This is a genomic window from Paenibacillus baekrokdamisoli, from assembly GCF_003945345.1.
Lineage (GTDB): Bacteria > Bacillota > Bacilli > Paenibacillales > Paenibacillaceae > Paenibacillus_Z > Paenibacillus_Z baekrokdamisoli.
In genome coordinates this window covers 535,994-554,730 of the sequence record NZ_AP019308.1, presented here as the reverse complement: position 1 = coordinate 554,730, position 18,737 = coordinate 535,994, and the positions used below count along the sequence as shown (strand labels likewise).

18 protein-coding genes, 2 pseudogenes and 1 riboswitch are annotated in these 18,737 nt (G+C 45.4%); of the genes and pseudogenes, 8 read left to right on the top strand and 12 right to left on the bottom strand.

All coding sequences use genetic code 11. From position 1 onward, the window contains the following. Positions 1–120: 120 nt before the first annotated feature. The 6 genes from EKN16_RS02335 to EKN16_RS02310 form a co-directional block, all read right to left on the bottom strand. Positions 121–585 (bottom strand): hypothetical protein, encoded by a 465-nt coding sequence (locus EKN16_RS02335; RefSeq protein WP_125653522.1) that lies wholly within the window; start codon positions 583–585, stop codon positions 121–123. A gap of 39 nt (positions 586–624) precedes the next feature. After that, on the bottom strand, positions 625–1,044 hold the full coding sequence (locus EKN16_RS02330; RefSeq protein WP_125653521.1) for an HD domain-containing protein: 420 nt from the start codon (positions 1,042–1,044) through the stop codon (positions 625–627). A gap of 49 nt (positions 1,045–1,093) precedes the next feature. Then, positions 1,094–1,618, bottom strand: coding sequence for a GNAT family N-acetyltransferase (locus EKN16_RS02325; RefSeq protein ID WP_125653520.1), 525 nt, complete (start codon positions 1,616–1,618; stop codon positions 1,094–1,096). 348 nt (positions 1,619–1,966) lie between these two features. Next, positions 1,967–2,557, bottom strand: coding sequence for a hypothetical protein (locus EKN16_RS02320; RefSeq protein ID WP_125653519.1), 591 nt, complete (start codon positions 2,555–2,557; stop codon positions 1,967–1,969). Between the two features lie 69 nt (positions 2,558–2,626). Further along, positions 2,627–3,232, bottom strand: coding sequence for a hypothetical protein (locus EKN16_RS02315; RefSeq protein WP_125653518.1), 606 nt, complete (start codon positions 3,230–3,232; stop codon positions 2,627–2,629). Positions 3,233–3,421: 189 nt separating this feature from the next. Continuing rightward, complete coding sequence (locus EKN16_RS02310; RefSeq protein WP_125653517.1) at positions 3,422–4,105, bottom strand: helix-turn-helix transcriptional regulator; 684 nt, start codon at positions 4,103–4,105, stop codon at positions 3,422–3,424. A gap of 168 nt (positions 4,106–4,273) precedes the next feature. On the opposite strand from EKN16_RS02310, the gene EKN16_RS02305 reads away from it, so the two are divergent. The 7 genes from EKN16_RS02305 to EKN16_RS02275 all read left to right on the top strand — a co-directional run bounded on the left by EKN16_RS02305 (position 4,274) and on the right by EKN16_RS02275 (position 11,525). Then, positions 4,274–5,644, top strand: a complete 1,371-nt coding sequence (locus tag EKN16_RS02305; protein ID WP_125653516.1) for an MFS transporter — start codon at positions 4,274–4,276, stop codon at positions 5,642–5,644. A 310-nt stretch (positions 5,645–5,954) separates the two neighbouring features. Next, positions 5,955–7,535: a spore germination protein gene (locus EKN16_RS02300; protein ID WP_125653515.1), complete on the top strand. Its 1,581-nt coding sequence runs from the start codon at positions 5,955–5,957 to the stop codon at positions 7,533–7,535. Continuing rightward, positions 7,532–8,638, top strand: coding sequence for a GerAB/ArcD/ProY family transporter (locus EKN16_RS02295; protein ID WP_179955585.1), 1,107 nt, complete (start codon positions 7,532–7,534; stop codon positions 8,636–8,638). The genes EKN16_RS02300 and EKN16_RS02295 overlap by 4 nt, the downstream gene beginning before the upstream one ends. Positions 8,639–8,688: 50 nt before the next feature. Next, complete coding sequence (locus EKN16_RS02290; RefSeq protein WP_179955584.1) at positions 8,689–9,783, top strand: GerAB/ArcD/ProY family transporter; 1,095 nt, start codon at positions 8,689–8,691, stop codon at positions 9,781–9,783. A gap of 31 nt (positions 9,784–9,814) precedes the next feature. Continuing rightward, on the top strand, positions 9,815–11,026 hold the full coding sequence (locus EKN16_RS02285) for a Ger(x)C family spore germination protein (protein WP_125653514.1): 1,212 nt from the start codon (positions 9,815–9,817) through the stop codon (positions 11,024–11,026). Next, positions 11,023–11,250: a hypothetical protein gene (locus tag EKN16_RS02280; protein WP_125653513.1), complete on the top strand. Its 228-nt coding sequence runs from the start codon at positions 11,023–11,025 to the stop codon at positions 11,248–11,250. The genes EKN16_RS02285 and EKN16_RS02280 overlap by 4 nt, the downstream gene beginning before the upstream one ends. Before the next feature lie 95 nt (positions 11,251–11,345). Further along, entirely contained in the window at positions 11,346–11,525 is a 180-nt protein-coding gene (locus EKN16_RS02275) for a small acid-soluble spore protein H (RefSeq protein WP_125653512.1), read from the top strand. Here EKN16_RS02275 and EKN16_RS32790 read toward each other — a convergent pair. The 5 genes and pseudogenes from EKN16_RS32790 to hemE all read right to left on the bottom strand — a co-directional run. Continuing rightward, positions 11,455–11,934, bottom strand: a pseudogene (locus EKN16_RS32790) (GNAT family N-acetyltransferase); the annotation flags it as partial. The gene EKN16_RS02275 and the pseudogene EKN16_RS32790 overlap by 71 nt on opposite strands. A gap of 99 nt (positions 11,935–12,033) precedes the next feature. Then, positions 12,034–12,873: pseudogene (locus EKN16_RS32785) on the bottom strand (bifunctional 5,10-methylenetetrahydrofolate dehydrogenase/5,10-methenyltetrahydrofolate cyclohydrolase); the annotation flags it as partial. A gap of 58 nt (positions 12,874–12,931) precedes the next feature. Then, a riboswitch (ZMP/ZTP riboswitch) is annotated at positions 12,932–13,014 on the bottom strand. A gap of 58 nt (positions 13,015–13,072) precedes the next feature. Further along, positions 13,073–14,554: a protoporphyrinogen oxidase gene (gene hemG, locus EKN16_RS02265; RefSeq protein WP_232016160.1), complete on the bottom strand. Its 1,482-nt coding sequence runs from the start codon at positions 14,552–14,554 to the stop codon at positions 13,073–13,075. Positions 14,555–14,589: 35 nt separating this feature from the next. Next, positions 14,590–15,522 carry a ferrochelatase gene (hemH, locus tag EKN16_RS02260; protein WP_125653511.1) on the bottom strand — a complete coding sequence of 311 codons (933 nt, stop codon included), beginning with the start codon at positions 15,520–15,522 and terminating at the stop codon, positions 14,590–14,592. Next, positions 15,515–16,585 (bottom strand): uroporphyrinogen decarboxylase, encoded by a 1,071-nt coding sequence (gene hemE / locus EKN16_RS02255; protein ID WP_125653510.1) that lies wholly within the window; start codon positions 16,583–16,585, stop codon positions 15,515–15,517. Before hemE ends, hemH begins: the two co-directional genes overlap by 8 nt. A gap of 235 nt (positions 16,586–16,820) precedes the next feature. Here hemE and EKN16_RS02250 point away from each other — a divergent pair, with 235 nt between their 5' ends. Beyond that, positions 16,821–18,038, top strand: coding sequence for an MFS transporter (locus tag EKN16_RS02250; protein WP_125653509.1), 1,218 nt, complete (start codon positions 16,821–16,823; stop codon positions 18,036–18,038). 30 nt (positions 18,039–18,068) lie between these two features. Here EKN16_RS02250 and EKN16_RS02245 read toward each other — a convergent pair whose 3' ends face one another. Then, positions 18,069–18,695 carry an O-methyltransferase gene (locus EKN16_RS02245; RefSeq protein ID WP_125653508.1) on the bottom strand — a complete coding sequence of 209 codons (627 nt, stop codon included), beginning with the start codon at positions 18,693–18,695 and terminating at the stop codon, positions 18,069–18,071. Positions 18,696–18,737: the final 42 nt, after the last annotated feature.

Sequence of the window (18,737 nt, the reverse complement as noted above, 5' to 3'; positions counted from 1 at the left end):
TGACTTAGGAATTCTTTAACTTATAAGATAGTGCCCATGCTGGGCACACATAAGAAGGCTAAGCGATAAACGAAAAAAGCCCTCACCTTTTAACAAAGTGAGAACCCCTTATCCTTAGTTTTATGTTCCCCTAAATTCTTCTCTTGTCAGCCCCAACGCTTCAATTAGTAAACTCATAAAACCAATGCCGTTTGACCCCAGACCCCAGTAGATTTGATTGTTAATCTCCACCTGCTGACAGCCGGTCGCTCTTACTTTTGCTGGTATGATTTGCTCCTCTGCATCTTTAAAAGCAAGCTTATATTCAACCCCGTTGTCCATTGGACAATGTACGTATCCCTCTGGGAATAAAGGCAACGCTGTTATGAGCTTGAATAGTCCTTCAACTTGATTATTGGCTGTAATTGTCTTAGCGAATTCACTGGTTTTGAATTGCTTTAAGGGGTCCAGCCGGATAACCTCTACCTGTATAGGTTTAAATCCATCAGGCATCGTAGTTAGCGTTGTTCCCTTAGTAACTTTATCCTGGTTCGAACAGGAAACTAGCACGATGCCTACTAATAGAAAGATGATCATTCGCTTCATTTTAGAAGAATCTCCTCGCTTTTTCCTATGAAAACAAAACTAATCCACCATTAATTCGTGTAATGCCTTTTGATATTTCTCCACTCTCTCATGATCTTTATCAGTTGGCTTAGTTAGCCTTGATAAATCCATATTTTCTTGAATATCTGCTATTTTGACATTTCTAGAAATCTCATTTTCTTTTGCCCTTTGTATAAAATCCATGTAGCTTTCGCTCTCTCTTTTGGTTAATCGATCGATGGCATCAATCATAACTGGCGTGAATCCTTGAACACTTAATACCTCCAAAGTAACACTTGTATCTTCAACAACATCATGCAGAATGGCGACTATTTTTTCTTCCAGTGTATGTACTCGATTCATAACAGCTAATGGATGTAAAATATAGGGTTTATTGCCCTTATCATATTGTCCTTTATGTGCCGTAGCTGCAATTATTAATGCGGTTGTAATATCCACGAATATCCTCCTGGCTGAAGAAATTTAAAAATGCCTTTTTCACTGTCTGCTATTGATCGATCCAGAATCTTCGAACCACATTGCCATCTTCCTCAACAAACTCTGATTCAAACTGACCCCCATTTTTTATAATGGTCCGTTCAGAGCCTATATTCCCTTTATCACATACTACGAGAACTCTATTAATTCCCAAGTTTCTCGTCTTTTCTAATGCCGCTGATAATAGAAAGGTTGCATAGCCTTTACGTCGTTCTGAGGGGCGAATTCCGTAGCCGATATGACCTCCGCTATTAAACAACTTCTCATTTAAACGATGGCGGATGTTCACCGCACCCACCACTTGCTTCGATTCATCCATTAACCAATAGGTGGAGTGCGGAACCCAATCGTTCTTGAGCTTCTCTTCGCTATCTTGTTCATATAAAAAATCAATCATCGATTGGAAATTCGTAGGTTCCTTTTCTATAACCCAGGGTACCATATCCTCTCCACTGCTTTTCCAATCCTCATAGAAGGAAAGATAGACTTCCCGATAATCAATAGATGGTTGAACTACTCTCAATAAACTTTGCATTTATGCACCTCTAATGATCATGATTTGAAATTGCGTTCTTTACAAAAAAGGTTCGTCGCAGCCTACAGCAAACATGAATAAGGCCGTCATCGCCATGAAGGCGAACAGCCTGTTTCCTGTATTTGAACGAATTCGCTTCGCATTGATCTGCATTCTCCCGTCCACTCCCGCCATATATTGGATTTGGATAAATATATAGACGATTAAAAGTGAACGAAGTTGCAGTCTAGTAATCGGAATTAGTATATCTTATCCGAGTCCCTCGGAAGCGTATAGCCTGGAAACAGCCGATCCTTTTAACATTTCGACTTTATATTAAAATCCCCTCCATTGGCAGTGTTATCCACCTTAGAATTCACCTGCAAAAGGTTTCTGCTTCTTATTCTTATATAAAATTCTTCCAAATTCCTCCATCGGCGGAATTACACGAATGATTCTGTCAGCCGTTATTCGATTCGTTAATACAATTTGATAGTCTTCGAGTATGTACTCCATAAATGCTGCGTCGGTTAACGACTCTTTATATTTCTTTGGGTTTTCTCTCATTTCGGCTCTTCCACGCTCTAAATAATCATCAAAATGATTGAATGATTCAGCGGTGTTCCAAAAAACTCTCTCACCGATTCGCCATATAATCGTGTCCTCTATTTCTTTACCTAATTCTATTAATGTTTGGATTGGTTTTTCAAATTTATCACTTGTCGTGTGTCCGACAAAATGACCAAAATAGGCTGGAAGATCTCTTTCCTGTAATCTAAAGATAAATCCGTTGTACCTTTTTCCATCTTTTCGAAATCTCTTTAACGCTTTCATCCACCATCTATCTAATGACTGATGACCCGTTAATGGGAAGCAATATACACCATTGGTTTCTTTCTTTATTCCATTTTTTAATATGCTCTTTGAGTTGTTTACTGGTGACCAATGGACAACTAACATAGGATCTGCCCCTTTCCGCACAAAGACACAACTATTTTAGTTAAAGCGCTACTATTCACGTACCTGAGGTCAAATGTTGGTTCTGCCTTCTCCGAGGTACGCAGGAATAAAAATATTTAATAATTGATTTAAGTCTTTATAATATTCTTTCTGAATAGCAACTACTAATAAGCTTTGATCTATATCAGAAAAATAGAATCTTTTTCCACTTCCATATCGCTCTAATAATTCTGAAAATATTTCGAATATACGAATATCCATCCAATCATAATTTACAACAAGCTCATACTTGTACGTATTTCCGTTTACCTTAAATGAAATCCATATTTGCTCATTTTCTATATTCACATAATCATCAATGTCCTCTATAGTTATTTCGAATTTTACTATTTCTGATATTCGCTCTATGATCCGAATATAATCCCCTTTATCTTCAATACATTCTCTATCGAAATACCAAACATCGTCGCTTATGAACAGCGAATCTTCATCTTCTGTTTCAGACCCCATTGCCATCATCAAGAACAAATAAGGTCTTTTTTCATAGTCGGATATTTCAAAATTCAGATACTTATCAATTCTTATATGCTCTTTAAGATTTACGCCAATTTCTCTGAGTTTGTTTTGTTGTTCTTGAATCGTTATCTTCCGATTTTTTTTCAACCATTTAAACATTGAACCTCTCCTATGAATGAAAGATTTTAAGCCTGCGGTAATATTCAATAACCTCCAAAATATCCCGGTATTCTCCCAAACTTTTGCTAATTAATATTCGATATTTTAAGATTCAAACAAAAAAGGGACAGCAATCTCGTGGAGTGACCGTCCGTTTACTGTAGATCTATAAATAATACTCAAATTAAGTTATACTGGCATTTTTGTATCTTGGACTTGTTCGGCTTCCATAACTCTGTATACACAGTGCCTTCCCCCCGATAAAATATGCTCTTCCCGTTCAATAAGAACATGATCTCCAAGAATACTCCGGAATAGCTTCAACTCATTCGCACATAACCCTTTACAGGCAGCGGCAGCCTCGCAGATCGGACAATGCTTCTCAATCAACAAGTGACTCCCATCGTCTTGATCCTGAACCTCTGCCATATAGCCTTCATTGGTCCGAATATCGGCTAGTTTCTCCAGCTTTCCCCTTACACTTGATAAGCTGCCAAGTTGCTGCTGATATTGCTCTTGCATATTCTTGTTGCGTACAGCCAGCAGCTTGTCTAACCCCGTATTTCCGAAGGCCTCTCTCATCGAATCAATCAGACTAACCGACAACTCTGAATACCCGCTTGGGAAGAATCGATTAGCCGCGGGAGTTAGTCTCCATAGCTTCGCCGGCCGCCCCATAGGACGGGCTTCTTCTTCATAGGTTACTAACCCTTCATCTTGCAGGGCATTTAAATGCTGACGAATAGCCATCCCAGATAGCGAGAATTCAGAGGACAGTGCCATGACATCCATCGCTCCCTGCTGCTTGAGAAGATCAATGATCCCTCTTCGGGTTCGAGTTGAGGAATCCTTATTCGTTTCATTCCGATTCATTTGGCTCCCCCTTCATACGTAATGGATCTGCACCTCTCTCTACATTTTAAATATAAATGTTTACAAAGTCAAAGATACCATGTATGTTTACTTTATAAATAAATATGTTTACTAAGTATCCGGATACGTTGTGTACATATAAAAACTGTTTTTGGAGGCCTAATATTAATGTCTAATCATCAAAGTATTTTCAGCCCGCGTTATTTTGCACTATCGATAGGAATTATTCTCTCCGTGATGGCAGTTGGATTCGAAGGCTTAGCAGTCACTACGATCGCACCTTCCATCGCTGGCGACTTGAATGGAATTGATCTGTTTGGTTGGATATTCAGCACTTATCTGCTTGCCCAGATTATTGGCACCTTGGTCGTTGGCCGTATCATTGATCGACAAGGACCAGCAGCACCGTTTACTTTCGCACTTCTTTTGTTTATCGCGGGGCTGATCGTTGCAGCGACTGCAAGCGACATGTGGATGATGATAGTGGCACGAGCGATGCAGGGTCTAGGTGCCGGTGCTATGATGACTTGCGTTTACACTGCGATATCGTTAAGTTATCCCGATGAATTACGCGCAAAGATACTTGGAGCATTCGGTACTGCCTATGTTCTTCCGTCCATGCTTGGTCCCTACGTCGCAGGCATTATTGCAGAACAGTGGTCTTGGCGGTTTGTTTTCTGGGGAATATTACCGATTCTGATCGTATCAGCACTTCTCAGTTTACCGGCCTTCAGGAAATTAAGGGCACAGGGTTCACAAGAGGGAAGCGGAGCCACCGCTACATGGATGGCCGTATTATTAACGATTGGTACTGGGATTTTCTTAGTTGGTCTTGGTATGCTGCCGAAAATTACGGGGATTGTCTTAGTCATTGCTGGACTAGCGTTAATGGCACAACCACTGCGCAAGCTGCTGCCTAGGGGAACTCTTACATTCCGAAGAGGTATGCCAGCTATTCTTGCAGCACGAGGACTGTTCTTCGCCGCATATATCAGCACACAGAATTTCTTGGTATTAGCTCTAATCAATGTGAAAGGTACAACGCCCGCTCAGGCCGGATTAATAGTAGCCAGCGCAGCACTAAGCTGGTGTGTCTTTGCCTATATGCAAGGCCGATGGGATTCAGCAGACCAAGGTCATGGGCGAAATAAAAGAATTGTCCTGGGTGTGCTGCTGCTAATAGTTGGATTTTCAATCGTGTTTTGGATTCCAGCTGTAACGATTGGCTTTGCTGTCATTGGACAAATCATAGCGGGAATCGGAATGGGATTGGCGCATCCAACTAGCGGTGCAGTGGCATTTGCTCATACTCAAGCAGATGGGGCTGGCGAGACTTCCGCGAATCTGCAATTTGCAGATTCTTTTACACCGGGTGTGGTCATCGGTATAGGTGGTGCCATCCTTGTTGTTAGTCAAGCTGCAGGAATGACGATGCAATCTGGATTGATTGTTACGATGGGATTCCATCTCTTGTTAATACTAATGAGTTTGTTCGCAAGTAGTCGAATTGCACTAATAAGGTCGATTAGTCAAGAATAGATGGATCGACAACCATCTTGGATTGCATGACCGCTTCGGATGTTATCAATGAGGTCTAACGACACGCTCCGCCTTTGAGGTTAACGGGTTCCCCCTTATGAGGTGCAAAGCACCTGATTAACGATAAAATTGACAATCAAACTGACCATAGTTTGAATGTCAATTTTTTTATATATAGAAGGCTCATGATGATTCCCTAAACCTACTGGAAAATTCAGGGGTATAATTTATATGAAGAGTTAAGTTCATGAGGTTATATAAGCTGCCCATTATGGTGAACATGGATAGAAATGAGGTGAGGAGATAAGCCATGCGCTTTTCTAAAACAGTAATCAAAAACCTATTGAGAACTAGTTCGCGTAAACCATCGAATAACGAGCAGCAGGCGACTAACCAACAACCCCCTCTCTCTACGGATTTGAATGAAAACTTGCAAGTTTTGTATGCCATCTATGCGAATTGCACGGATGTCGTCATCCACAACTTTTTAATCGCGGGAAAAACAAAAGCAGTACTTATTTATATAGAAGGTCTGTCGAATATAGATTTGATCGATCAGCATGTACTTACCCCGCTCATGCAGGAGACAGCGGCGGAACAAGGCAATATGAATATGATTCTTCAAACGAAGATCTCCGTTTCCAGTAGGAAGGAAGTAAAAACGGTTCTCTACGTGATTGGACAAATTTCAAACGGAAACCCAGTGCTCCTCATCGATCAGGAACAGCAGGGCATCGCTTTAGGATTAGCCAAGTGGGAAAAGCGCGGGATTGAAGAGCCGGTGGCTGAAGCGGTTGTGCGGGGTCCGCGTGAAGGGTTCACGGAAACATTAGCGGTCAATACCTCTCTCCTAAGAAGAAAGATTAAGAGTCCGATGCTAAAAATGAAATCGATGAAAATCGGACTCTATTCCCAAACACAGGTCGTCATCGCCTATATAGAGGGTATTGCAGACTATACACTGATCGAAGAGATTACGAGTCGGCTGCAGCGAATTGATATCGACGGTGTGCTCGAAAGCGCGTATCTCGAGGAACTGATAGAGGATAATCCTTATTCCCCTTTTCCTCAACTCTTGACGTCAGAACGGCCTGATGTGGCCACTGCGAATCTATTGGAAGGCCGTGTAGTCATTTTGGTGGACGGTACTCCCTTTATCCTGATAGCTCCGACTACCCTCTTTTCGTTATTGCAATCACCTGAGGATTATTATCAAAGGTTCGTGGTTGGTACCGCTATTCGTTGGTTGCGTTACTTTTTCTTTGGAGTCGCCTTACTGGTTCCTTCGGCTTATGTTGCGATCCTGACGTACCATCAAGAGATGGTTCCGACCACTCTCCTGCTCAGTATTGCAAAGTCGCGGGAAGAGATTCCGTTTCCGGCACTCGTTGAGGCTTTGCTGATGGAGATTACTTTCGAGGCGTTACGTGAAGCAGGTGCCAGGATTCCCAAGCAAATTGGCGCAGCCGTCAGTATTGTCGGCGCCCTTGTTATCGGTCAAGCGGCGACCTCAGCCGGTCTCGTTTCAGCGCCGATGGTCATGGTGGTGGCGATTACCGGGACCGCCTCCTTTATGATCCCTCGCTATACCGCAGGGATTGCATTAAGGCTGCTGCGTTTCCCCATTATGATCCTCGCCGGTATGCTGGGATTGCTCGGCCTGATGCTTGGGGTCATCATGATCGTCGTTCATCTCTGTACGCTGCGTTCTTTCGGTGTTCCGTACCTGAGTCCGTTGGCCCCGATGAAAGGCCGTGATATGAAAGACGTACTGATTAGAGCTCCACTCTGGATGCTGAACACGCGCCCCCATTTATCCGGAGACGGCAACAAATACCGGCAGTCCCCCGGGCAGAAACCGGATCCGACCAAAGGAGATGAACATGGATGATTGAAAAAGGAAAAATATCCGCTTTCCAGATGGGGATCATGATGTACCCGTCGGTACTGGCAACTGCTCTTCTCTTGGTACCGTCTATCACGGCAAAACATGCGGAACGGGATCTGTGGCTATCGCCGATTTGGGCTTCTTCTATCGGATTTCTTATCGTGTATATCGTCTATCAGTTGAATAAGCTCTACCCGAAGGAGAGCATCGTTGAATACAGCCAACATATCCTCGGTCGGATTCCGGGAAAGCTCATTGGGTTGATCTACTTGGTTTTTTATCTGCACATTAATGGCATCATTATCAGAGAATATGGAGAGTTCGTCGTGAGCACGACTCTTCTTCAAACCCCAATGGTCATGGTTCTGGGAAGTATCGTGCTGGTTTGTGCTTTCGCGGTACGGGGCGGCGTGGAAGTTTTGGGAAGGTGTGCCCAGTTTTTCATGCCAGGTGTGACGATTCTTTTTTTATTACTTATTGTTCTGCTCATTCCGGACTTACATCCGAAAAATATGTTTCCGATGATGGAGCATGGACTGAAACCCTCTTTTCTAGGTTCTGTTGTACCGCAGGGCTGGTTCAGTGAATTCATGCTCATCTCTTTTCTACTTCCATTTCTCTCTGACCGGGAAAAAGGAATGAAATGGGGAATGATCTCGGTGGTTGCCGTAATGCTTCTCATGGTGCTTACCAATTTTGCCATCCTCTTTTTATTCGGAGGAGTTACAGGCGTTTTGGTTTATCCGGTGATAACTGCGGCAAGGTATATTAGCCTTGCTGACTTTTTTGAACATTTGGAGTCGATCGTAATGGCGATTTGGGTGGCGAGTGCGTTCGTCAAAATCTCAGTGTTCTATTATGCGCTTGTTCTGGGCACCTCGCAATGGTTAAATCTCGTAAGCTATCGGCCAATCGTATTTCCAGTCGGTTTTTTGTTGGTGCTGTTCAGTCTTTGGGTAGCACCCAACCTGCAGGAACTGACCCATTTTCTCAGTACGTCAGACGCTCCTTATTTAATATCCGTGCAAATAGTTATCCCCATATTACTGTTATTCATCGCGTTCGTACGAAAAAAAATTCAACAGAAACATGAAGCCAACAAGTAACGGTAGTCCGCAGGGCAGATCCGAGGTCCAACCAAAGGGGGTGAACAAGGATGATCGAAAAAGGCAAAATTTCCGCATTCCAGATGGCGATCATGATGTATCCGACGATAATTGCAACAGCTATTATCTCGTTGCCGACGATCATGGCGACACATGCCGGACGAGATATGTGGCTATCGCCAATTTGGGCTTCTTTGATGGGGATTCTTATAGTGTTTTTCACCTATCAGTTGAATAAGCTGTACCCGAAGGAGAGCATCGTCGAATACAGTGGACATATCCTCGGTCAGATCCCAGGAAAGATTCTTGGGTTCGTCTACTTTTTCGTTTATGTGCATGATAATGGTTTCGTCATCAGGCAATACGGGGAGTTCATTGTAGGTACTTTTCTTCCTAAAACCCCGATCATCGTGGTCATAAGCAGTATGATACTAGTCTGTGCTTTCGCTGTGCGGGGTGGTGTGGAAGTGCTGGGAAGGTGCGCCCAGATGTTCGTTCCGGTTATGATGATTATTCTCCTATTGATGTGTATTCTGCTCATTCCGGACATGAAACCGAACCATATGTTTCCGGTGATGGAGAAGGGAATGAAACCCTCCCTAATGGGTTCTATTTCAGCACAAAGCTGGTTCGTTGAATTCATTGACATTACTTTTCTGCTCCCATTCTTGACCGATCGGGAAAAAGGAATGAAATGGGGAATAATCTCGGTGTTTGCGGTGATGCTTACTATGGTGGTTACCAGTATTGTAGCTCTTTTTTTATTCGGAGCAATTACAGGTAGTTTCAATTATCCGGTGATGGTCGCCGCACGATACATCAGCCTTGCCGGCTTTCTTGAACATATGGAGTCGCTCGTGATGGCGTTTTGGGTGCTGGGTGCGTTTGTTAAAATTTCAATGTATTATTATGTGCTTGTTCTTATCACCTCGCAATGGTTGAATCTGTCCGACTACCGACCGATTGTATTTCCACTCGGTTTTCTATTGGTGCCAATCAGTATTTGGGTAGCACCCAACCTGCAGGAAATGTCCCATTTTATCCGTACGTCTGACTTTTTTTATCTTATATCTATAAAAGCAGTTATTCCAATGTTGCTGTTAATCATCGTTTTCGTACAACAAAAGTTCAAGAAAAAGAGCTAACAAAATTCCATAAATAAGGGAGAGCAAAAAGATGAATGCCTCTTTTTCAAGAAAAGTTCTCCACCTTGTTTCGCTCTCTATCACTCTTATGCTGCTCACCGGCTGCTGGGACAGAGAGGAAGTCAATGATTTGGCGCTGGTTATGGCGGCAGGATTTGATAAAAAGAATGATAAGACCATCGAACTTTCCATTCAAGTGTTTATTCCGAGAGCGGCAGGTGGCGGGGGGGGCATGGCTGGCGGTGGTAGCGGCGGCGGCGGTGGTGGAGCGGGACAAACGTTGGTGAGATCCGCGGAAGGAACTACGATTGCTGACGCGATGTCCAAGCTTCAAGAGAAGCTTCCGCGCAGAATCTTCTGGGGGCATTGCGAAGTATTCGTCATCGGTGAAAAAATAGCGAAGAAAGGAATTCGTGAGCATATTGATTTCATTATGCGGGATCCGGAACCCCGCGAACGCGCTGATGTGTTTGTTAGCAAAGGAAAAGCAAAGGCTGTAATGGAATTACTCCCCCCGCTTGAACGAAGCTCAGCGGAAGTGCTGCGGGAATTGGCGAAAACCCGAATCGGGATGAAAACAACGGTCAACGATTTGGCGCAAATGCTGACCGGCGATGCGGGTACAGCTGCCCTGCCTTGGCTTGAAATATTGCCGCCGGAGCCGGATAAGGAAAAACAAACGATTCCGTACATAACCGGAACTGCCGTGTTTAAGAAAGATAAAATGGTCGGACGGATGGATGATAAGGTGACAAGGGGATTGCTGTGGCTGAGGAACGAGATCAAAATAGCCACTGTCACCATTAAGCCAAAGGAGGCAGATGGTCACATATCCATGAGATTGCTGCGCAGTAAAACGGAGCTGATTCCGGAAATTAAGGATAAAAAATGGATCATGACGGTTAGGATTGAAACGGAAGACGATGTGGTGCAAAATACAACTAATCTAAATTTGACGAATCCAAAATTTGTAAAGAAAATAGAAAATGATTTGAACGAAAATATCGAAAGGCGCGTAAAAATGGCCCTTGCTCAAGGACAACACAAGTTCAATGCGGACATCTTCGGTGTTGCGGACGCCTTTCATCGCAAATATCCGAAGCAATGGAATGAGGCGAAGGAACACTGGGACGAAATATTTCCTGAAATTGAAGTGAATATTGAAGCGAAAGCAAGAATACTCCGACCGGGCATGTCCAGTGAGGGAGCGGTTAGACCGGAAAAAGAGGTGAAGAAAAAGTGAGGTGGGCAGCCATACTAGGGATAACGGTCATCGTTGTTCTCATGGCTATGTATGAATGGCCGAAAATGAATCAACATCTGAAAAAGGAGAAGGTAGCCTTTGCAGCCATACTGATAATCGGATGGCTGCTTGCCATCCTGCTTGTTTTCTATCCGGACATGCCGGGTCCCACCCAGATGGTGGACGCAATTTATAAGCCATTGGGAAAGCTTCTTGAAAAATAAACCGGTGATTCAGAAAGTCGGATTCAACATGGAGATGAATAATTTGGCCATTTTGAGAAAGCATAATAATCATTACACCATTGGAGGTTATATAAATGAATGCACAACGAGCAAACGAGATTGTAACTTCACCTGTTATGGCTAATGTTTTCTATGATGGGGTCCCCATTTATATTCAACGCGTGGATGAACAGAATGAAAAAGCTAGAATTTATCCTCTCGACCAACCGGAGAATGAACATGAAGTTCCTTTAAATAGCTTAGTAGAACATTAATAGTAAGCCAAAACAAGTTGCTTTTCCACCCATTCCCCCAAACCTTTACTCCTCGAGGCTGATAGCCATTATCCAAGTAATATTGATTCAATCTCTCGTTAGTCGCCATGCAATCCAGCCTTACCTGATGCTTGCCTTTGCTCCTGATATAAGTCTCCGCCCAATCCAATAATAATGAACCGATGCCAAGCCCTCCATGATTCCTGCTTACCGCAAATCGATGGATATAGCCGGATTCTTGATCATCAAGTGCCTCCCATACCTCTGGATCGGACCACCATATCTGTAAGGTCCCTACTAGTTCTCCATTTAGCCGAGCTATATATATTTCCGAGCCATCTTGAAAGGATTCGTGAATTTGTTCAATTCGAAAAAAATCTGGATCCCATTGGTTGATTCCCTTGGATTGGAGCCACTGTGCAGAGCCTTTCCAAAGCTGCAGAACATCGCTGCTTTCCTCTATAGCTGCTCGCTTCACATCAATCGTAATCGGTTTAATGAGAGATAACCTCTCAGCCGCTTCAACCGTATGCTTCAGCAGCGTGGCAATCGTGATAGGACCTACTCCTGCTGGAACAGGAGTAATTGCACTAGCAATTGGCTCGCAAGCATCATAATCGACGTCTCCTACGTTACCGGCATTATAACCAGCATCCAAAATAACAGCACCCGGCTTGATCCAATCGGCCTGGACAAACCTCGCTCTTCCCACTGCAGCAACAATAATATCGCCAGATCGTACAATAGCTGCTAGATCCGTTGTTTTGGAATGACAGATTGTAACGGTTGCATGCTTATTCAAGAGCATCATGGCAACTGGTTTGCCAAGAATCGGGCTTCTACCGATAACCACTGCATGTTTACCCTCTACCGGAATCTCATAATCTTCTAGAATCGACATAATGGCCGCAGGCGTACAGGAAGGAAATTGTGCGAAGCCAAAAGCATTTTGGGCAAAACCTAACGTTGTCACTCCGTCCACATCTTTATCGATGCAGATCGCTTCGAATGCCGCTCTCTCGTCAATATGCGAGGGTACAGGATGCTGTAGAAGAATGCCGTGAATGGCGGAGTCTCCATTTAATTGCTCGATAACCTTGATTAGCTCATCGGTAGAGATACCTTTATCCAGCAGGATTCGCTTGGAATCGATACCCAGCTTACGACAGGCATTGCCTTTCATTCTCACGTACGTTTCAGAAGCAAGATCATCTCCGACTAGAATAGTCGCTAGACAAGGAATAACGCCGCGCTGTGTCAGCTTCTCAACCTGCTGTCTCAAGCCTTCTTTGATCCTCTCCGCAACTGGCAAACCATTCAATATGATCGTCCTTTTCTCTGCATTCATCTGCCTCAACCCTTCCAAAGGTTATTAAAAGCATAAAAAGGCAAGAGGAGAATCCCCTTACCTTTGCCCAGGCGTACGGCTAATTATGTTATGCGCTCCCTCATGGTTTACACCCATGCTCCGCCAGTCACGCATCGTGAAATGTTAAGAAGAGTGTACACGTAACTAGCGAAAATGGCTATCTTTTTCTGGAACGGTATTATTTAAATTCGCCGAAAAGCGATTTATAAACACCTACTGCCGCTTCCTTACCTTGGCGAATACAATCAGGCAATCCCACGCCATCGAATGCCGCGCCAGTTACCCAAACACCTGGCATCTCAGAACGCAGCTTTGTCCGCAGTTTAGCAGTCTCTTGCAGATGTCCAACTGGATACTGCGGCATCGACTTATGCAGCCGAGTAATCTCTGTGAATAACGGCGTTGCCGTAATCCCCATCACGTCTCGAATATCCTTGCGTACCGCTTCAGTAAGCTGATCGTCAGGAAGGTCTACGACTTCCTCATCACCCGATCTGCCCACATAGCAGCGCAGAAGCACTTTATTACTCGGACTGGAATGAAGCCACTTGGCCGACGTCCACGTACAAGCTGTAATTGTCGTCCCTTCAGATCTTGGTACAACAAAACCAGATCCATCGAAATCGATTCCAAAATTCTTCTTATCAAAAGCCATCACGACGTTAGCTACCGATACATATTGGACTGCTCGCAGCGCATCTACGTTAATATGGGGTTCAAGCAGATCCGCAGCATCGAAGGCTGGAGCGGTTATGACAATACCGTCTGCATCCAGCACCTCGCCGCTGCTTAGCAGCACTTCATAAGGCGCAACATCCTCGCCATCGGTCATCGGATCATTTTGACGAAAGGCTACAGCCTTCACTCCAAGTCTCCGGTCTACATCTACCAATGCCTCGTTAAGAGCGTCTATCATCGTAGCTAGACCGCCTCTGAAGGTCATGAATACACTGCTTCTTACAGCAGCAGGAAGGCTGCTAGGACCAGCAGAAGGTACTGCACCGGCTTTACGTTTGTTAGCCCGCATACCACGGATTAAGCTGCCGTGCTTCCGCTCGGCTTCCTTAAACTGAGGGAAGGTAGCCTGCAAGCTAAGCTTTCGCAAATCTCCAGCATAAATGCCGGCAAGCAGCGGCTCTGCTACCCGCTCCATCACTTCAGGCCCAAGCCGACGCGTTAAGAAATCACCAAGTGATTCATCGTCTGTGTCCTTGCTCGCGGGCTTCAAGAAATCCATGAATGCCCGGAGCTTCCCGCCCCAGCTGAGCAGGCTGGACTTAGCGAACGGAGCGATCTCCGTCGGGATTCCCAGAACAAGTCCAGGAGGCATAGCATGCAGCTTACCTTTATGCAGAATATACGTCTTCTTCGCTGCGGGGTTCGTACCAACAAGCTCATGGGCAATACCCAAATCTCGGGCAAGATCGATAATTGGCGTCTTACGAGCCAGGAAGGAATCCGGTCCTTTTTCAATGACAAAACCGTCCCGCTTCAGCGTATTGATTTTGCCACCTAATCGCTCTGAGGGATCTACAAGCGTAACAACAGCCGCTCGTCCTCGCAAATGTGCCTCCCAAAGCAAATAAAAAGCGGAGCTCAGTCCGCTGATCCCTCCGCCAATGACGACAAATCGATCAGGTAGTCCTTCTCTCCGCATCATGTTCATCTCCTTGTGCCTTAGTTACTTCCAGTGTGCTATTCTATTTCTTGTGTCCATAGGTCCTTCGCAATAACAGACTCAGCAAGTGTCTCCATATACAGCGGGTCCGTGTTAAGCATTTGAATGCGAGCGAGCTTCATATCCAAGCCCTTGGCCGCTGCTTGTGCTTCAATATCTAAGTCATATAAGACTTCCAGATGGTCCGAGACAAAGCCGACTGGAGCAGCCAACACCTGCTTATATCCAGCGCTGCTTACTTCCTTTAACGTTTCTAAAATATCAGGTCCTAGCCAAGGATCACGAGTCCGACCAGCGCTCTGCCAAGTAAACTGCCAATCCTTCACACCTGCTGCCTCAGCAACGGCAGAGGATGTTTCTAGAAGCTGACTCTCATAAGGATCATTCACCTCACGAATCTTAACTGGCAGACTATGTGCACTGAACAAAACCTTGATCGGCTCTTCCTTGTTGAAAGGTGCTATAGCGGTTTGAACACGATCAACCAACGCTTCAATCAATTTGGGATGCAAATGATAGCTCTCAACGAAAGTCATTTGGATGCCAAGCTCATCAGCGCGTTCCTTCGCACGCAACACATAGCCGCCAACGCTCATTGTCGAATAGTGTGGTGCCAGTACAATACCGATGGCTTGACGGATGCCGTCAGCTGCCATGTTCGAAACACCATCTTCTATGTATGGACGTGCATGCTTAAGCCCTTGATAGCAAACATAGCGCCCTGGCTGGGTATTATCCAACACAGCTTGCAATCCTGCTACTTGACGATTCGTATTCTCGCGAAGCGGGAATACGCCGCCTACTACAGCCTCATAGCGTCCGCTTAGCTCGGCAAGAAGCTCTGGAGTCGGAGCATTGCCTCTGCGTATATGGGTGTAATATTCTTCAATACCATCCATGCTCTCCGGCGTTCCGTAAGACATGACGAGCACACCTACCCGATTAGACATGTCGAGCCTCCTTTTCTCTCAAGCCTGCAATCGCTTCGGCTGAATAGGAATGAACGAATGCAGTCAGCTCGCTCAGCTTATCAAGTGAAGCTTCAGGGAATAGCCCATGTCCCAGATTAAAGACAAAGCCTGGCTCCTTAATGCCTTCATCAATAATCCCTTTGGCATACTCTTTAATGACTTCTATTGGTGCAGTCAATACGAATGGATCAAGGTTACCTTGAACCGCATAGTTACCATCAAGACGACGGCGCCCTTCAGCAATCGGCACCCGCCAATCCAGGCCGATAACATCCGCTTGCAAGCCAATGAGTGTCGGAAGAAGCTCTCCCGATGCCACACCTGGGAAGTAGATCTTCGGTTCTTTCAAATCGGCTAGCTCTGCGAAAATCCGCTCAATCGTAGGCAGAACATACTTTTTAAAGTCATTTGGAGCGAGCGCACCAACCCAGCTGTCGAACAGTTGGAATGCTTTGCCTCCTGCCGCTACATGGGCACGCAAATAAGTGATAACCATATCGCCAAGCTTGTCCATCAACAGGAACCACACAGCTGGCTCGGTGTACATCAGCGTCTTGGTCTTTATGTAAGACTTCGAAGGACGGCCTTCAATTAAGTAGCTCGCAATCGTAAAAGGTGCGCCTGCGAATGTAATAAGAGGCACATTAAGCTCACGGTCCAGAATACGAATCGTCTCGATGACATGGGAAAGATCACCTTCTACATCGATAGGCTTCAGTTTCGCAACGTCAGCAGCCGAGCAAATCGGATTAGCAATAACAGGCCCAACATTCGCAACGATATCGAAATCAATACCGATCGATGCAACAGGATTCATAATATCAGAATACAAAATCGCCGCATCCACGCCGAGCTTCTTCACCGGCATAAGTGTAACTTCAGCTGCGAGTTCAGGTTGACTGCATATTTCAAGAAGTGAATATTTTTCTTTAATTTTACGGTAATCGGGATCATAGCGTCCCGCTTGTCTCATATACCATGCAGGCAAGCGATCGACTTGCTCCTTCCGGCATGCCCGGATGAATCGGTCGTTGTAGCTCATTGACGTTCCCCATTTCTCTCGTTTTCCCTACGTTTCCATTATGCCCTTTTTACAGGAGTGTAACAACCGTCATCAGTCGACTTTCCTTGACAAAGCTATGACAAATCCCGCTGCTCCAACTTATCATTCTATCAATAACCACAGGATTTGTCTGCTTTAAACTCGCTTGATTGTTTATGCTATACTGACTTTATTGTGTAGACAGCCAGATAAACGGATAGAACAGGAGCTCACCATGGAACAATGGAAGAAGAATCTCGCCGTCCTTTGGATTGGGCAATTTCTAGTCATGGGCGGCATGACAATGATCATCCCTTTTATGTCACTCTACTTGCAATCTGATCGGATTGGCTTGACCAATCAACGTGAGATCGCGACCTGGGCAGGTATCATTTTTGCAGGAAATTTCGTAACCGCCTTTCTGTTTCAACCCTTATGGGGCAAGCTCTCGGATCAATATGGACGTAAAATGATGCTGCTGCGCTCCGGATTCGGAATGGCCATCGTGATGGTTCTTATGGGCTTTGCTACGTCACCTTGGCATTTGCTTTTCCTTCGCATGCTTAACGGAACGATCTCCGGCTTCAACCCAGCTGCCGTCTCCCTAATATCCGCCTCGACGCCTAAGAAACGAATGGGCTTCGCTATGGGAACATTGCAATCCGGCGGAATTGCTGGCACGATTCTTGGCCCATTCATCGGCGGACTGCTCGCTGATGCAATTGGTTTTCGACCGATCTTTTATTTCACAGGCGCATTGTTGTTCGCTGCATCGCTTCTGGCGTTCTTCGTCGTCCGGGAACAATTCGATCGAGCTGGGGCCGCAGCTCGTCCCAATGTCTCGATCATCGCCGGCTTCCGGCAGTTGGGCCGCGTTCCCCAGCTATACTCGCTATTCGCCGTCACATTCCTGCTTCAGTTCGCCATGATTGGACCGATGCCGCTCATGCCGCTCTATGTCCAGCAGCTGCATGGTACCACTGTTAATCTAGCCTTCTGGGCTGGCTTTGTCGGTTCCGCAGCAGGACTATCGAATATGATTGCCTCGCCACTGCTCGGACGGCTAAGTGATCGAATCGGTCAAGAGCGTGTGCTCGTTGTCTCGCTAATTGGTGCCGCCTTATTATTCATTCCGCAAGCGATGGCAACGACTGTATGGCAGCTGCTGCTCTTCCGCTTGCTGCAGGGTGTATTCCTGGGCGGGCTAATTCCTTCCGTTAATGCACTGGTCCGCAGGTTTACGCCAGATGGCATGGAAGGCCGTGCATACAGCTTTAACAGCAGCATGCTGTCCCTCGGCAATATGATCGGACCAATCGTAGGTGGACTTGTATCGGGTTGGATTGGTATCGGCGGGGTATTCCTAGTCTCGTCTGGATTGTTCGTGCTTAATGCTTTATGGGTCCGCAAGACTCTCGTAACCCGACCAATAACAACAAAGGGCGCCTCATAACGAGGGCGCCCCTTTGCCACAATCAGCTTTTTATTTCACAACCGCAACTGCCAACCCATCGTAAGCTGGTAGCAGTGTACCTATAAGTCGTTCATCATTAACCATACGTTCATTAAATTGACGCATCGCCAAGACTGAAGGGCCATTCTTCTCTGGATCAATCGTTCGTCCATGAAGCAGAGCATTATCACCCGTTATAATAGCACCGGGATTCGCAAGTGAAATGGCAAGCTCCAGATAAACCGGATAATTTTCCTTATCCGCATCGATAAAGAAGAAATCGAATTTCTTGCCCTGCTCCTTTAGCTCCGCCAAGCTCACTTTGGCATCCCCTACAATATAGCTCACCTGTCCGCCAAAACCAGCTGCCTCCAGATTCCCGCGAGCCACATCCGCATACTGCTGAACAAGCTCAAGCGATGTTAATTGTCCGCCTTCTGTCAGTCCTCTTGCCAAGCAAATTCCGCTATAGCCGCCGAGCGCTCCGATTTCGAGAACATTCTTCGCACCTGACGTGCGTACCAGCATCGTAAGCAATCGACCATAGCCCGCTGCAATCGAAATATCTGGCATACCTTGCTCGCTGATTACCCTAATCACACGTTCCAAATCTATATCTTCACCAAGCAAACGCTCTACATACTGTTCAGTCGTCATTATTCCTGCTCCTTCCTCATTTTCCGCTACGTAATGTTTGTA

What these genes read in the sequence shown, in the direction of transcription:
- EKN16_RS02335 (WP_125653522.1), bottom strand. Translation starts at nt 585, where the DNA reads ATGAAGCGAATGATCATCTTTCTATTAGTAGGCATCGTGCTAGTTTCC.
- EKN16_RS02320 (WP_125653519.1), bottom strand. Translation starts at nt 2,557, where the DNA reads ATGTTAGTTGTCCATTGGTCACCAGTAAACAACTCAAAGAGCATATTA.
- EKN16_RS02315 (WP_125653518.1), bottom strand. Translation starts at nt 3,232, where the DNA reads ATGTTTAAATGGTTGAAAAAAAATCGGAAGATAACGATTCAAGAACAA.
- EKN16_RS02300 (WP_125653515.1), top strand. Translation starts at nt 5,955, where the DNA reads ATGCGCTTTTCTAAAACAGTAATCAAAAACCTATTGAGAACTAGTTCG.
- EKN16_RS02295 (WP_179955585.1), top strand. Translation starts at nt 7,532, where the DNA reads ATGATTGAAAAAGGAAAAATATCCGCTTTCCAGATGGGGATCATGATG.
- EKN16_RS02275 (WP_125653512.1), top strand. Translation starts at nt 11,346, where the DNA reads ATGAATGCACAACGAGCAAACGAGATTGTAACTTCACCTGTTATGGCT.
- EKN16_RS02325 (WP_125653520.1), bottom strand. Translation starts at nt 1,618, where the DNA reads ATGCAAAGTTTATTGAGAGTAGTTCAACCATCTATTGATTATCGGGAA.
- EKN16_RS02245 (WP_125653508.1), bottom strand. Translation starts at nt 18,695, where the DNA reads ATGACGACTGAACAGTATGTAGAGCGTTTGCTTGGTGAAGATATAGAT.
- hemE (WP_125653510.1), bottom strand. Translation starts at nt 16,585, where the DNA reads ATGAGCTACAACGACCGATTCATCCGGGCATGCCGGAAGGAGCAAGTC.
- hemH (WP_125653511.1), bottom strand. Translation starts at nt 15,522, where the DNA reads ATGTCTAATCGGGTAGGTGTGCTCGTCATGTCTTACGGAACGCCGGAG.
- EKN16_RS02250 (WP_125653509.1), top strand. Translation starts at nt 16,821, where the DNA reads ATGGAACAATGGAAGAAGAATCTCGCCGTCCTTTGGATTGGGCAATTT.
- EKN16_RS02290 (WP_179955584.1), top strand. Translation starts at nt 8,689, where the DNA reads ATGATCGAAAAAGGCAAAATTTCCGCATTCCAGATGGCGATCATGATG.
- EKN16_RS02310 (WP_125653517.1), bottom strand. Translation starts at nt 4,105, where the DNA reads ATGAATCGGAATGAAACGAATAAGGATTCCTCAACTCGAACCCGAAGA.
- EKN16_RS02305 (WP_125653516.1), top strand. Translation starts at nt 4,274, where the DNA reads ATGTCTAATCATCAAAGTATTTTCAGCCCGCGTTATTTTGCACTATCG.
- hemG (WP_232016160.1), bottom strand. Translation starts at nt 14,554, where the DNA reads ATGATGCGGAGAGAAGGACTACCTGATCGATTTGTCGTCATTGGCGGA.
- EKN16_RS02285 (WP_125653514.1), top strand. Translation starts at nt 9,815, where the DNA reads ATGAATGCCTCTTTTTCAAGAAAAGTTCTCCACCTTGTTTCGCTCTCT.